We start from the raw sequence: 14,169 nt of genomic DNA, 5'->3' as shown, positions 1-14,169 counted from the left end.
ATGCCGTGACGACTCACCGCCCCGAACTCCACTTCATCCCCGATGCCGGCATCCTAGATGCACCCGCCGGTGTCCTTCGCGATGGCGATACGTGGCACATGTTCTATCAATATCGCCCCACTTCCGATGCCCCCGCCCGCTGGGGACACACCTATTCGGAGGAAGCGCCGTTTAACTGGCTGGACTGCGATGATGTCCTCGCACCCGTCGGCGGTGAGCTCGCCCTCCGCGCGGGTTCCGTGGCCCAGGGTGAGGACGCTACCAACCTCTATTTCACCTCCGTGACCGCGACCGGCACCTCCATTCGCCTCGCGCGCTATTCCGGTATCGACGATGTCTGCGAGGTATCCGATGATTCCTCGGCCCTCGACCCCAACGTCGTGCGCTTCGGCGAGGTGGCCGGCAATACCACCGACCACACCCGGTTCCGCTCGCCCTCCGTCGTGCCCGATTGGGCCACCGATGACCGCGAAGACGGCCACAAGGGTTGGCTCATGCTGGCGCTTTCTGGCCGCACCGAAACCCCGCAGCCGGTCATTCTAGAAAGCCACGACGGCATCTCGTGGTCCCTACGCGGTAGCCTTACCTTTGAGGGCGACCCAGGCTTCCTCGACGGCGAAGTGCCTGCCAATTCCCCTATTCCTCCGGTGGTTTCCCCGCGCATCGTGCGCCTGCGCGATGAAATCGACGAAGAAATCTACGACGTCCTCTTTGTCACCCTCGAGCGCGACGGCCGCGACGTTTCCGGCTACCTCGTGGGCCAGCTGGAAGACACCACCTTCACGGTGGTCTCCGGTTTCCGCCGCGTGGACTTCGGCCACGATTTCTCCCGCCCGCGCAATACCAACGCCACCGCAGGCACGATCCCTGAAGAAAGGCGCTACGAGCGCGCCGTCATCCTCGGCCTTCTCAACGGCAATGGCCGCGGCGACGACGCCACCCAACACGCCTCTTGGGATGCCGAAGGCTGGTCGAATGCCCTCTCCCTGCCGCGCCAGGTCACGCTCGAGGGCGGCGTCTTGTACCAGGCACCGGCCACCGGCCTGCCCGAGGCGGTCAAGCTTTCGGATTACGCGCGCTCCTGGACCGGCGTCATGGAGGTTCCCACCGGCTCCAGCGTCACCATCACCCTTCTCGATGGCAACGGCGACCCCGCCGCCACCATCTGCCACTCCGGCGAGGAAATCAGCCTCGATCGTTCCATGAACAAGGCCTTCGACCACTTCTTCGCTGATTCCGCTCCCGCCACAGCCACGCTTGCCGATGGCGACTCCGACACCCTCACCATCATCCAAGACGGTTCCACGGTGGAGGTCTTCGTTGACGGCGGCCTCATCGCCATGGCCTCCCGCGTCTATTTCGACGGCGGCTGCTCCGGCATGGATGTCGAAACCACCGGCGACGCAGTCATCGAACAAAACTGGCAGCGCTCCGGCTCCAAGCTCTAATACTGCAGCCCTCCTACCCGGCCACCCGCCTCTCGGCCCCCCGCCTTTCGAGCGCCTGTCCTTCGCGCTCACCGGCGAGGCAGAGGGGCATCGACAAGCAGCGCCCCGTGAGCACCAAGGGAAGCAACGGTGACTGGCCGATTCCACACCCGCCCTTCGCGCTCACCGGAAGCAAAAAAGAACCGCCCCACGCGCTGCTGGTGAGCGCGAAGGGCGGTATGTAGGCCGAAGGCTAGGTGCCAAAAGGCAGGGGTGCGATTAAGAAACCGCGCGGAGGCGGTCCAGACGGGCGCGGGCGGTGACCGTCAGCGTGGGAGGAAGGGCGGCCATGCGCTCGGCGAGCTCGTCGGCGCTGATGTGGCGAGCGGACGGGCTCATTCCTACCTGTGCGGCGATGGCCGCCTTGTCCAACTGGATGGGGAAGGAAATATCAACCGGATCGGCGGCTTGTTCGAGGTGGCCTTCCGCCTGCTCATACATGCGGTCAACCTTGCCCTCTTCTACGCCGAGGATGCCGAGGGGTTCGCGCAGCTCATCGAGGTGCCCGGCGCCTGGGGTCAGGACGATGACTTGGCCGCCGGGGGCGAGTACACGCTGGAACTCGGATGGGTTGCGCGGTGCGAAGACGACGGAAATGGCGTCGATGGATTCATCGCGGATGGGAAGTTGCTGCCAGACATCGGCAACCACGGCGCCCACGCGCGGGTGGCACTTGGCCAAGTGCTTGGCTGCGTGCGGGGAAATATCGAGGCCGACGCCGCGCGCGCCGTCGATGGAGTCAAGCGTGTGGGCCAGATAGTAGCCGGTCCCGGCGCCGACCTCGAGGAGCGAAGCGGGCGTAGAGACAGACAGCGAGCTGGCATCGAGCGCGTCTTGCACCGCGCCGGTCACAGACTCGACGAAGGGCGCGAAGTGGCCCGTGGCCAGGTACGCCTCGCGGGCGTTGACCATGTCCATGTCATCGCCCTTGTGCTTCAGGCCAGCACCGGCCGCTAAGGTCACATACCCTTGCTTGGCCACATCAAAGGAATGGCCAGACTCCGAAACGAGGCGGGAAAAATCACCGGCGCCGGAAAGCGCCGTGCCGTCGTTTGGATCGGCCAGAATGTCGACGATATGAGAAAGCATGTATCCAGACTAGCTAGAAACCTCGGTCAACAAAGAACCGAGCTCCGCGGCCTCTTCTTTGTTCAGCTCAATAACGATGCGCCCGCCGCCGTCAGAAGGGATGCGCATGACGATCTTGCGGGATTCCACCACCGCTTCCATTTCGCCGCCAGTGGTACGTGGCTTCATTGCTGCCATAGTAGGGCTCCTTAACTATCTTCGTTTCTATCCAGCTTAGTCCCTTTTTGCCCGCTTTTCCGCGCAGCCGCTAATTCTTGCTCAAGTTGCGCGAGCAGATCATCGACCTGATCCTGGCGGTACCCGCGCGGGACGACCTCGAATTGCACGTCCTCAAAACGGCCCTGAGCTGCGGCGGCGCGGTTATTTTCCAGCACCTTCTGCGGCTCATCGGGCGGGTCCATCACGGTCCCGGGCCCAAATATCGAGCCCCACAGCCACGTTCCGATCACAATGAACGCAATGAGCACCACGATGAGCACAATCCAGGACAGCATGGCTTAAATCCTACCTAGCAGCGGCGGGCGCTGAGCAATTGGCGCTCCCACCCCGGCGCGCGAGAGCAGCGTGCGCGCCACGATATCCGCCATCGGTGCCAGCTCATGAAGCGGCCGGTTGCGGTGGACTCGTGTGCCTAGGTCGACTTCTGTCAGCCCGCCGCGCTTGCCGATGTCCACCAGCAGCCCCGCTTCCACCCCATAACCTTCCACAAAAGGCACCTCTAGCGCGGCTGTGCGGCGGATCGCGTACTCGCCGCCCAGGGGCTGGTCGATGTGGGCTAGCTCTGGGAAGAACTGCCGGATGAGTGGCTTTGCGGTGAGTTCGGTCACGCGCCCGCCGCCGGTGGGTTGGCCGTTGAGGCTGCGGCGATAGCGGGCCTTGACCATGTTTACGCGGGGATCCTCAAAGGGCGCCGCGAGTGCTGTGACCATGCCGGGCGCAGCGGATTCTAGGTCGGCGTCGATAAAGACGACGATGTCCCCGCGCGCGGCGGCGACCCCGCGCCAGAGGGATTCGCCCTTGCCGGGGCGCGGCGGTTCGGGCAGGATATCGCGCCAGTTGCGCACATCGGCGCCGGCTGCGCGCGCGACTGCGGCGGTGTCGTCGGTGGAGTCGGCGTCGATGACGAGCACTTCGAGGGGGTCACCGGCAAGGCAGGCGCGGATAACGCCGACCACGGTGGATTCCTCGTTGAGCGCAGGGATGATGACGGAAACGCTCATGCGAGCCCGCGGGTGGTGTCAAGGGGCGCGGCCGTGCCCTGGATGGCGGCAGTCATGCGGATGACGTCGACAGTCTCAGCAACCTCGTGGACGCGGAAGGCGGCCACCCCGTGCGCTGCGGCCCAGGCTGTGGCGGCGAGCGTTCCGGCAACGCGGTCTCCTACCCCGCGCGCGAGGGTCTCACCCACGAAGTCCTTATTGGATAGCGCCATAAGCACGGGCCAGCCGGTGTCGACGATCTCGTCGATGCGCCGCAAGAGTTCAAGGCCGTGATAGGTGTTTTTGCCAAAGTCGTGCGTGGGATCGATGAAGGTGAGCTCTTCCGGGCAGCCAAGCCCCGCGGCTTTTTCCGCCAAGGCGGTGGTCTCAGCAATGACGTCAGCGACGACATCATCAAAGTGCACGCGGTGCGGGCGGGTGCGCGGGGTAATCCCGCCGGTATGCGAGCACACGTAGCCCACGCGGTGGTGGCCGGCGACCTCGATAAGCTGCGGATCCCACCCGGCCCAGGTGTCATTGACCAGCCCCGCCCCGGCGGCGATGGCGGCCTCGGCGACCTCGCTGCGCCAAGTGTCGACGGAAATAAGTACCTCCGGGTGGCGCTCGTGCACGCGGGCGATGGTGGGCACGACGCGGTCGATTTCTTCCGCGCTATCCACTTCCTCGCCCGGTCCGGCCTTGACTCCGCCGATATCGATGATGGAGGCTCCCGCCACAATGGCCTCATCGCAGCGCTTGAGGGCGGGGTCCATGTCAAAGGTGGCCCCCTTGTCATAAAAGGAATCCGGGGTGCGATTGACTATCGCCATCACGCGCGCGAGGCTCAACGCGGCTCCCTAATGCGTTTATCGCTCATCACCTTGTGACGCTCGATGATATGGGCGACGGCCTCATCGGGGTCATCGGTAAGCAGGAAAAGGCCTTGGTCGTCTTCGTTGATATACCCACCGGCGGCGAGGGTATTTTTAATCCATTCCAGCAGGCCAGACCAGTACTCTGTACCCATGAGCACGATGGGATAGTTAGTGACCTTACCGGTTTGAACCATGCAGAGAACCTCGAAGAACTCATCCATGGTGCCCATGCCGCCGGGCAGGCAGACGAAGGCCTGGGAGTACTTCAAGAACATGGTCTTGCGGGCGAAGAAGTAGCGGAAGTTCAGGCCCAAGTCCACGTACTTATTGAGGCCCTGCTCGTGCGGCAATTCGATGCCGAGTCCCACCGAGAGGCCATCGCCCTCGTGCGCACCCTTATTCGCCGCCTCCATGATGCCGGGGCCGCCGCCGGTGATGACGGCGTAGGCGCATTCAGCGAGCTTGCGGCCGAGTTCTTCGGCCATCTGATAGCTCGCATCCTCAGGCTTGGTGCGCGCGGAGCCAAAAACCGTCACTGCCTTGGGCAGCTTAGCCAGCGCATCAAAGCCGGCGACGAATTCGCCTTGGATGCGCAGCACGCGCCACGGATCGGCGTGCTGCCACTCGTGGTCCGCGCCGGATTCCAGCAGGCGCTGGTCAAAGGTGGAGCCTTGTTCTCCCTCGCTGCGCAGCAAGAGCGGGCCGCGCAGGGTACGCATGTGGTCAGGGGTCATTTTTATCCCTTTAAGTAATTAAGCAGTGCGGTAGAAACTTCAGTGATTTGCGCCGTGGGCACCTGCTCGTCCTTCTTATGCGCAAAGCCAGGATCGCCGGCACCGAAATTTACGGCGGGAATGCCTATCTCAGCAAAGCGCGAGACATCGGTCCAGCCGAACTTGGCGCGGACGTTGCCGCCGACGGCATCGACAAGCGCGCGTGCCGCAGGCTGCCCCAGGCCAGGCAGGGCGGCACCGGCGATGTCATCGATCTCTATGGTGACGTCCTCATGCTTGCCGATGACCCCCTTCATGTACTCCAACGCCTCCTCCGTACTGCGGTCCGGGGCGAAGCGGAAGTTGACGAACATCCATGCCTCGTCCGGCAAGGTATTGGTGGCCACGCCGGCCTCCAGGTGGACGATGTTCAGGCCCTCGCGGTAGGTGCAGCCATCGATGGTGACCTCGCGCGGCTCGTAGTCCGCAATGCGGGTCATGACGGGGGCGAGCTTGTGCGCGGCGTTGGAGCCGAGCCACGCGCGGGCCGAGTGCGCGCGGGTGCCATGCGCCGTCACGCGCAGACGAATCGTGCCTTGGCAACCGGCCTCGACCATGGCGCCGGAGGGCTCACCGAGGAGCGCAAAATCGCCCTGCAACCACTCGGGGTGATCCTTTTGCAAGTGGCCCAGCCCATTAAATTCAGTGGATACCTCTTCGCCCTCATAAGCAATGACGGTCAAATCATGCTGGAGTTCTTCCGATTCATGCAGGTGAGCAAAGGCGTTGAGGTATACTGCCATGCCGGATTTCATGTCCACGGTGCCGCAGCCGAACATGATCTCGCCACCATCTTCGGCGGTGTCCATGCGATGCGGTACGTTATCTGCCAATGGAACGGTATCGATGTGGCCTGCAAGAATCACGCGGGAATCCATCCCGCGGTTCGTGCGCGCACACACGGTATTGCCAAAGCGGGCGACCTCCACGTCTAGACCACGCAGGGCTTCTTCCACCGCATCCGCGATGGCCTCCTCGTGGTGGGAGGGGCTTGGGATATCGACGAGCGCCTTGGTCACTTCAATGGGGTCGGCATATAGATCTAAAGTCACAAGCCGCCATGGTAGCGCCCCGCTGGGTCCGTTGCATTGTGTAATGTTCACTTCACTGTAAAAAATAACCTCTCACAAGGTGGTAATTATGGCCGAAGCCACACAATTGAAATCGCGACACCTCACCATGATGGGCCTTGGCTCCGCGGTGGGTGCCGGTCTCTTCTTGGGCGTCGGATTGGGAATCCAAATCTCCGGCACCTCGGTGCTCATTTCTTATGCCGTCGCCGGCGTCCTCATCGCGCTCATCATGTGGATGCTCGGGGAAATCGCTGCGGCCCGCCCTTCCCTGGGTTCTTTTTCCACCTACGCCGGCCAGGCCTTCGGCCACTGGGCGCGCTTTACGATGGGCTGGATCTACTGGTTCATGCTCATCATGGTCATGGGCGCCGAAATCACCGGCGCCGCCGCGATCATCGGCAGCTGGTTCGATATCGCCCCGTGGATTCCCGCGCTCATCGCGGTGGCCTTCTTCGCCGTGGTGAACTTCGCCGCAGTGCGCGGTTTCGGTGAATTCGAGTTCTGGTTTGCCATCATCAAGGTCGCCGTCATCATCGCCTTCCTCGTTGTCGGCATCCTCATGGCACTCGGCATCCTGCCCGGCATGGATCTCTCCCGCGCTGGAACCAACTTCACCGATAACTTCCTGCCCAATGGCATGCCCGGCTTCGCAGCGGGCCTGCTGGCCGTGGCCTTCGCCTTCGGTGGAATCGAGCTGGTGACCATCGCCGCCGCCGAGTCCGAGGATCCAGCCCGCAACGTGGCAACCGCGGTGCGCGCCATCATCGTGCGCATCATGATCTTCTACATCGGCTCCATCGTGGTCATCACCATGGCCTTGCCGTTTAGCCAGATCCAAGATGCCGACGCCGCCGCCAATTCACCGTTCACCTTGGTGCTCGAGGCCGCCAAGATTCCTTTCGCCGCCGGCTTCATGGAGGCCATCATCGCGCTGGCCCTCCTGTCCGCCTTCAACGCGCAGATCTACGCCACCTCTCGCCTGGTCTTCGACATGGCCAAGGACCACTGCGCGCCAAAGTTCTTCCTCAAGACCAACCACTCCGGCTCCCCCATCAACGCCGTCATCTTGTCCATGATCTTCGCCTTCGCCTCGGTGGGCCTCCAGTTCTGGAACCCGCCGGGACTGCTGGCCTTCCTCTTCAACGCCGTCGGCGGCTGCCTCTTGGTGGTGTGGACCTTCATCGTCGCCTCCTTCCTCAAGCTGCACCCGCAGTTGAAGGCGAACGGCGAGCTCACGGACATCCGCGTGCCCGGCTACCCCTGGCTACCGTGGGCGACCGCCACCGCGCTGGCCGCGCTGACCATCTTCATGCTCTTTGACCCCTCCGCCCGCAACCAAGTCATCGCCGTCATCATCCTCTTTGCCGCGCTCGTCGCCTTGTCCTTCGTGGTTCCCGCGGACAAGCGCGAACAAGTTCGGCAGTAATTGCTAAGCTAGCCACCATGACTTCTGCATCCGCACGTGGCCTGGCAACCATTACCCACGACGGCACCGTCTTGGACGTTTGGTTCCCAGCAGTTCATACCGATAAGCAAGTAGAGACCACCGGCACGACGCGTCTGGAGGAGACTCCGCAGCAGTTCTCCGCCCTCGTCGGCCCCGATGAAGAGCGCGGCGTGGCTCGCGTGGCGGTGGAAACCACCATCGCTGACCTCGACGAGGCACCTACCGATACCTACAACGCCTACCTGCGCCTCCATCTGCTCTCCCACCGTGAGGTAAAACCGCACGGCCTCAACATGGACGGCATCTTCCGCCACCTCAACAACGTGGTCTGGACCAACTACGGCCCCTGCGCCGTCTCCGATTTCCAGATGGTGCGCGGCCGCCTCGCCTCCCGCGGCCCCGTCGTGGTCTACTCCGTGGATAAGTTCCCCCGCATGGTGGACTACGTTGTCCCCTCCGGTGTGCGCATCGGTGATGCCGATCGCGTCCGCTTGGGCGCCCACCTGGCAGAGGGCACCACGGTCATGCACGAGGGCTTCGTCAATTTCAACGCCGGCACCCTGGGCGCTTCCATGGTGGAAGGCCGCATTTCCGCGGGCGTCGTCGTGGGCGATGGCTCCGATATTGGCGGCGGCGCCTCCATCATGGGCACCCTGTCCGGCGGCGGCAAGGAAGTTATTTCCATCGGCGAGCGCTGCCTGCTCGGCGCTAACTCGGGCATCGGCATTTCGCTTGGCGATGACGCCGTTGTCGAAGCCGGCCTCTACGTCACCGCCGGTACCAAGGTCGCCGTCTTTGGCAAGGTGGCCGAGGCCCTGGGCGTCAGCAATGGCGAGGCAGTTAAGGGCTCCCAGCTCTCCGGCGCCTCCGGCCTGCTGCTGCGCCGCAATTCCGTCTCCGGTGCTGTCGAAGCCGTGGAGTGGAATGCCGAGGCCGTCGCACTGAACGAGGACCTCCACAAGAACTAACGCCACCCCAATTCCGGCGCCCCGCGGCCGAGAAATACCATGGAGAAGTGTCTGATAACTCTTCTACCCTTGGTTCTGGCCTGAAGGTCCGCCACCTGACCATGATGGGGCTTGGCTCTACCATTGGCGCCGGTCTCTTCCTCGGCACGGGCGTAGGCATTTCCGCCGCCGGCCCAGCGGTAATCATCGCCTACGCGATCGCCGGATTCCTCGCCATCCTCGTGATGCAAATGCTTGGGGAGATGGGAACGGTCATCCCCGCCTCCGGCTCCTTTTCCGAATACGCCGAACACGGCATCGGCCGCTGGGCAGGTTTTACCCAAGGGTGGATTTACTGGTGCGCCACTGTCGCCGTCCTCGGCGCCGAAATCACCGGCGCCGCAGGTTTCATCGGCTCGTGGTTCGACGTGCCGCCCTGGATACCCGCCGCCATCTGCGTCGCCGTCTTCGGCCTCGTCAACCTGCTGCGCGTGCGCACCTTCGGCGAATTTGAGTACTGGTTCGCTCTCATCAAGGTCGTCGTCATCATCGCCTTCCTCATCATCGGCGCCCTCCTCATCTTCGGCCTCCTGCCGGGCCACACTTTCGTGGGCACATCCGTCTTCCTTGCCGATGGCTTCATGCCCAACGGCCTCGGCGGCGTCGCCGCCGGCCTGCTCGCCGTAGCCTTCGCTTTCGGCGGCATCGAGGTCGTCGCCATCGCGTCCGCCGAATCCGAAGATCCCGAAAAATCCCTGGTCAACGCCGTGCGCTCCACCATCTTGCGGATCTCCGTGTTCTACCTGGGCTCCGTCCTGGTCATCACGTTCCTGCTTCCCTATTCCAGCCTGGACGCCGCCTCCACCGCCGCCGAATCGCCGTTCACCATGGTCCTCGACCGCGCCGGCATTCCCGGTGCCGCCGGCATCATGGAGGTCATCATCGTCCTCGCGCTGCTATCCGCTTTCAACGCGCAAATCTTCGCCTCCTCCCGCATGATGCACTCGCTCGCCTCCCGCGGCGAGGCCCCGCGCATCTTCGCCGCCACCAATACCGAGGGTGTGCCCACCACCGCCATCGCCCTATCCGTCACACTTTCCGTGCTCATGGTCGTCCTCAACTACGCCGATACCGGCTGGTTGCTCACCTTCATGCTCAACGCCGCCGGCGCCTCCCTGCTCATCGTGTGGGTCTTCATCGCCGTCAGCCAGCTGCGCCTACGCCGCCAACTCGAGGCCCTGCATCCACTCCCCATCCGCATGTGGGCCTTCCCCTATCTCACTTGGTTCGCCCTTGCCCTCTTCGCGGCCATCGCGGTGCTCATGCTTACCGATGCCACCGCCCGCACCCAACTCCTCTCCGCCGCCGCCATGTTCGCGGTGCTCGCCATCGCGGGTGTGCTCAATTCCAAGGCTCGCGGCATCGACCCGACCTCCACGCTCCCTCTGACCTAGCGGCCACTCCCTGCCTCCGGCCCTCACGCCCTACACCTCACATCCAGCCCACCGTGCCTGCCGCCCCATTACCCCGCCCTTCGCGCTCACCAGCACTGGGCGGGGTACGGCGTTTTCACCTCCCGGTGAGCGCGACGGGTGTGGGGCCGACCTCCGCGCTCACGGGGAGGCGAAATGGGCATCGGAAAGCGGAAGCGGTGAGCGTGAAGGGGGCTGGCCGGCACACTCACTCCTCGCGCTCACCAGGGGCCGCTTAAGGGCACAGACCTGGCCGCCGGTGAGCGCTAAGGGAGGGTGGAAGGAGGTTATCCACAGAGCGGCGAGGAAAAGAGAGCGCGAGACCTCAAAATAGGCGGGTTATCCACAGGCTGTCGGACCCCGTCTGGACGAGGAGGCGGCCGCTTTTTAAATTGAAGCCATGGGGGCATGGACGACTGCGCAGTTGCGCGAGCAGGGGCTGGGCAAGGACGCGATTCGGCGGCGAGTGCGCGCGGGCAAGCTGTACCGCGTGCACCGGGGGATTTATACCGACGAGTGGTCGCCGTTGGCGGTGGCGAAGGCGCTGGTGCATGGGCTGAGCCGTATCCATTTTACGGGGAAGACCGCGCAGGAGATTCACCTTGACCGGCCGCTGACCTTTCCACTGGAAGCGGAGGGGCCGCGGACGCTGCGTGGCAAGAATTTCCGCGTCTCGCATTCCCGGCTCAAGGCAACGAGCCTGGTCAAGGGGCTGCCGGTGGTGCAGGTTCTGTGGGCTGCTCGCAAGATTGCTAGGGCCTGTGGCCCGCTGCTGGAAGAGTTTTACCGCGGTGAAAAGGGGCCCGGCCGGCTGGAGCGGGACCGCAAACGAATGGGCCGGACACCGCGCGCGTTGAAGGAGACGATGCGGCTCTCGGCCATCGGCGCGGATAGCCCACCGGAGCGCAAGGTGAGCCGTGCCCTGCGCACCGAAGGCATTTTCCCTGTTCATAACGCCCACGTGTGCGGATACCGCTTCGATCTTTTAATGGGCAAGCTCATCGTGGAGATCGACGGCTGGACCTACCACAGCCACAGCCTCGCGTTTCAGGCAGACCGCTCCAAACAGAACGCCGCGACCGCGCATGGGTACACGGTTTTGCGCTTTACTGCCGATGACGTCAGGCACCACCTTGACCAAGTCATCCTGCTTATCAAAGCCACCCGTGACCTGCTCAAAGGCCGCAAGCCACAGCTTCCCATGTCCGCCACCCAGCCATATTGGCGCTGGCATCTATGCGTCTAACCCTTGCCATAATGTCAAGTTTACTTTATATTAAGTCATGTAAACACGACAAGAGAGGTGATGATGTGGCCGGACAACCCAACATGGTCCGCAAGTGGCGGCGCTGGCGCGAATGGTCGCAAGGCGAACTAGCAGAGCGCGTCGGCGTCTCCCGGCAAACTATCGCAAATATCGAACGCGGCAACTACTCCCCGTCCGTGCACCTCGCATTGGACATCTGCCACGAACTAGATAAAACAGTCGAAGAAATCTTTGGAGCTGAACAACATGTTTAACGCCATCGCCAACATATCCCTCAACCACATCGAGCGCGCCTCCACCGACGAGTTCGAGCGCGACATCCTCACCAAGGCCTCCGCCATCACCCTGACCCCAATCACATTCCTCGAGCTCATCGTCGCGGCCATCCTCGCATGGTCCCTCCCCGGCCGCCTCAGCCTCCTCGCACTCCTCGCCATTGTCCCCTCCATCGCCGGCACGTCCCTCAGCGCCGCCTGGATGCGCAGGCACATCGCCACCCCCACCGTCCGCTCCAACTGGACTTTGACCGCCCTCTACCTCATCCCGATGTTCCTCTGCTTCGCCGGCACCGCCTACCACGCCTTCACGCGTTCCGATGCCCCCGCTGCCCCCTACCTCATCGGCGCCACCGTAGGTACCTTCACGGTCATCCTCATCTCCCCTGCGCTCCGACGGAAGCAAAACCGCCGCGACCAGTCCCGCCTCGACGCCACCCTCGAGGACTAGTACCTCACCTCCACCACCCGCCTTCAGGCACACCCCACCACCCGCCCTTCGCGCTCACCGCGGACGGCGGGTGGCGTTCGTTTACTACTCCCCGTGAGCGCGAAGGGGTCCCAGCGACAACGGCGCCCCGCCTCCCCGCCCTTGCCGCTCACCGGGAGGAAGTTTCGCCGCCGGCAACCATTGCCGGTGAGCGCGAAAGGCGCAGCCTCCTTTGCCGCTCACCGAGCAGGCATGGCGTCGATGAAAACTATCCCAGCGTGAGCGCGAAGGGATGGGTGTCGCACATACACTTGCTTGGCGACGTCCCTCCCCGCCCTTGCCGCTCACCGGCGGCATAAAAAGACCCCAGCAGCCCACGCTGGTGAGCGCGAAGGGCGGGGCCGGGGTGGCGAAACGAGCCGGGCTAGGCCGAGCTAGGAGCGGGTAGTTAAACCGGCGCTACCTCGTCGACGACGACGGGTTTATTCGGCTTGGAGCGGAACGTCCAGAGCTTGTTGATAATGAAGTTGATGGGCATCGCAACGACAATGGAAATGGCCTGCGCCCAATAGGACTTGGTGCGCAATCCGGTGGAGTTATCGAAGACATCGGTTGGTAGGCCCACGGGCGAGTTCGGATTCATGAGCAGCGTCAGGATGACCTGGCTAACGATAAACGCCCCGATTCCAGCCAAAAGGAACGGGAAGAAACCGCGAATCCAGGACACCTTGGACACGGTCCGGAAGGTCCACATGCGGTTGAGCTGGTAGTTCCAGGTATTGGCTACGAGGAAGGAGATGGTGGCAAAGACGTGGTACCAGCGGATATGGAATGCAGAACCGAAGAGGTTCATGAAGGGGTCCTCGGCAAAAATATCCGCCGCGCCAAAGAGCTTCTGCGCGAGAAAATAAACGAAGAGGTTGACCGCGGTTCCCGAGCCGCCGACAAGACCGAACTTAAGGAATTGCCCAAAATTGGACGCAAAGCGCGCAACGCTGAGGTCTGCCATGGGCCGCCTTTCTTGCCGGAGATTAGTAATTACCTGATTGTAGTTCCTAAGCCACGCGAACTGAAAAACTGACGCTCCGAATGTGATGAAGGATCTATAAAAGATATAGTTTTGTGCAGCAAGTAAAGCGGGCGGGAGAAGTCATAGAGGTCGAGCGGGCGCGGCGCGGGATATGTGTCATCGCCGATGAGCGGATGCCCAAGATAATTCAGCAACACCCGCAGCTGGTGCGTATGCCCGGTCCGCGGCCACATGGTTACCTCCCGCCCCGCAGCGCGCACATACGTCGAGGTAGGCGTGCCATTATCGGCCACGAGCACCTGCCTGCTGCCCCGCGGCTTGTGCATAGGCAGCCTGATTTCCTCATCACAGAAAAGCGGCTGCTTGACGATGCCCCTATACCTCTTCACCGCCCTTCCCTCCAGGAAAATGCGCTGGTAGGCAGCCCGCGTGGCGGGATGGCGCGAGCAGATGACAAGGCCTGCGGTGAGGCGGTCGAGGCGGTGAAGCGGCACGATATCGTCTTCGCCGAAGTCTACGCGCAGGCGGGTTTGCAGGGTTTCGCGCTGCAAGCGGCCATTCGTGGTGGTGGGAAGAAAGTGCGGCTTATCGGCAACAATGATGTCTTCATCCGCGTGGACTACGCAGTAGTCAAAGGGAATCGGCTCCTCCGGCGGGACGGAGGGGTGGTACCACGCGGGAACGGGCCTGGGAAGAGCCGCACCGGCGGGAAGAAGCGTTCCCTCTGGAAAGGGCGAATCGCCCGCGCGGGCGGCCCAGTAGTCGCCCTCGCGCGGAACGCGTTCGCGCAGGACCACCTTGCGGG

Annotated in this window: 16 protein-coding genes; 7 read left to right on the top strand and 9 right to left on the bottom strand. The window is 63.2% G+C overall.

What is annotated here, in order from left to right; translation table 11 throughout:
- The first annotated feature begins 5 nt into the window (after positions 1-5).
- Positions 6-1,448, top strand: a complete 1,443-nt coding sequence (locus QP891_RS03005; RefSeq protein WP_284769898.1) for a GH32 C-terminal domain-containing protein — start codon at positions 6-8, stop codon at positions 1,446-1,448.
- 258 nt (positions 1,449-1,706) lie between these two features.
- Here the strand turns inward: QP891_RS03005 and QP891_RS03000 are convergent, their stop codons facing one another.
- From QP891_RS03000 to dapE, 7 genes are read right to left on the bottom strand one after another with little or no spacing between them, the layout of a single operon-like run.
- Positions 1,707-2,576 carry a methyltransferase domain-containing protein gene (locus QP891_RS03000; protein WP_284769899.1) on the bottom strand — a complete coding sequence of 290 codons (870 nt, stop codon included), beginning with the start codon at positions 2,574-2,576 and terminating at the stop codon, positions 1,707-1,709.
- A gap of 9 nt (positions 2,577-2,585) precedes the next feature.
- Positions 2,586-2,753 carry a DUF3117 domain-containing protein gene (locus QP891_RS02995; protein ID WP_005280113.1) on the bottom strand — a complete coding sequence of 56 codons (168 nt, stop codon included), beginning with the start codon at positions 2,751-2,753 and terminating at the stop codon, positions 2,586-2,588.
- An 11-nt stretch (positions 2,754-2,764) separates the two neighbouring features.
- Complete coding sequence (locus tag QP891_RS02990; RefSeq protein WP_284782508.1) at positions 2,765-3,070, bottom strand: DivIVA domain-containing protein; 306 nt, start codon at positions 3,068-3,070, stop codon at positions 2,765-2,767.
- A gap of 3 nt (positions 3,071-3,073) precedes the next feature.
- Positions 3,074-3,796, bottom strand: coding sequence for a glucosyl-3-phosphoglycerate synthase (locus QP891_RS02985; RefSeq protein WP_284769901.1), 723 nt, complete (start codon positions 3,794-3,796; stop codon positions 3,074-3,076).
- Positions 3,793-4,605: a dihydropteroate synthase gene (gene folP / locus QP891_RS02980; protein WP_284769973.1), complete on the bottom strand. Its 813-nt coding sequence runs from the start codon at positions 4,603-4,605 to the stop codon at positions 3,793-3,795. Before folP ends, QP891_RS02985 begins: the two co-directional genes overlap by 4 nt.
- A 14-nt stretch (positions 4,606-4,619) precedes the next feature.
- Entirely contained in the window at positions 4,620-5,384 is a 765-nt protein-coding gene (locus tag QP891_RS02975; RefSeq protein WP_284769902.1) for an LOG family protein, read from the bottom strand.
- A gap of 2 nt (positions 5,385-5,386) precedes the next feature.
- Complete coding sequence (gene dapE, locus QP891_RS02970) at positions 5,387-6,475, bottom strand: succinyl-diaminopimelate desuccinylase (protein WP_284769903.1); 1,089 nt, start codon at positions 6,473-6,475, stop codon at positions 5,387-5,389.
- Between the two features lie 88 nt (positions 6,476-6,563).
- Here dapE and QP891_RS02965 point away from each other — a divergent pair, with 88 nt between their 5' ends.
- The 6 genes from QP891_RS02965 (at position 6,564) to QP891_RS02940 (ending at position 12,355) form a co-directional block, all read left to right on the top strand.
- Complete coding sequence (locus tag QP891_RS02965; RefSeq protein ID WP_284769904.1) at positions 6,564-7,922, top strand: amino acid permease; 1,359 nt, start codon at positions 6,564-6,566, stop codon at positions 7,920-7,922.
- 17 nt (positions 7,923-7,939) lie between these two features.
- Positions 7,940-8,911, top strand: coding sequence for a 2,3,4,5-tetrahydropyridine-2,6-dicarboxylate N-succinyltransferase (gene dapD / locus QP891_RS02960; protein WP_284769905.1), 972 nt, complete (start codon positions 7,940-7,942; stop codon positions 8,909-8,911).
- 101 nt (positions 8,912-9,012) lie between these two features.
- Positions 9,013-10,344, top strand: a complete 1,332-nt coding sequence (locus QP891_RS02955; protein ID WP_349838315.1) for an amino acid permease — start codon at positions 9,013-9,015, stop codon at positions 10,342-10,344.
- Between the two features lie 418 nt (positions 10,345-10,762).
- On the top strand, positions 10,763-11,608 hold the full coding sequence (locus QP891_RS02950) for a type IV toxin-antitoxin system AbiEi family antitoxin domain-containing protein (RefSeq protein ID WP_284769907.1): 846 nt from the start codon (positions 10,763-10,765) through the stop codon (positions 11,606-11,608).
- A gap of 65 nt (positions 11,609-11,673) precedes the next feature.
- On the top strand, positions 11,674-11,883 hold the full coding sequence (locus tag QP891_RS02945) for a helix-turn-helix transcriptional regulator (protein WP_284769908.1): 210 nt from the start codon (positions 11,674-11,676) through the stop codon (positions 11,881-11,883).
- Complete coding sequence (locus tag QP891_RS02940) at positions 11,876-12,355, top strand: transcriptional regulator (RefSeq protein ID WP_284769909.1); 480 nt, start codon at positions 11,876-11,878, stop codon at positions 12,353-12,355. The genes QP891_RS02945 and QP891_RS02940 overlap by 8 nt, the downstream gene beginning before the upstream one ends.
- A gap of 427 nt (positions 12,356-12,782) precedes the next feature.
- Here the strand turns inward: QP891_RS02940 and QP891_RS02935 are convergent, their stop codons facing one another.
- The gene (locus tag QP891_RS02935; RefSeq protein ID WP_005280100.1) at positions 12,783-13,343 is read right to left on the bottom strand and encodes a GtrA family protein; all 561 of its coding nucleotides are present in this window, start codon (positions 13,341-13,343) and stop codon (positions 12,783-12,785) included.
- A 29-nt stretch (positions 13,344-13,372) separates the two neighbouring features.
- Positions 13,373-14,161: a pseudouridine synthase gene (locus QP891_RS02930; protein WP_284816952.1), complete on the bottom strand. Its 789-nt coding sequence runs from the start codon at positions 14,159-14,161 to the stop codon at positions 13,373-13,375.
- Between the last annotated feature and the right edge of the window lie 8 nt (positions 14,162-14,169).

Source organism: Corynebacterium sp. MSK310 (genome assembly GCF_030227355.1).
Lineage (GTDB): Bacteria > Actinomycetota > Actinomycetes > Mycobacteriales > Mycobacteriaceae > Corynebacterium > Corynebacterium rhinophilum.
The sequence above is the reverse complement of the archived record's forward strand: the minus strand, read 5'-3'. Positions and strand labels throughout refer to the sequence as shown.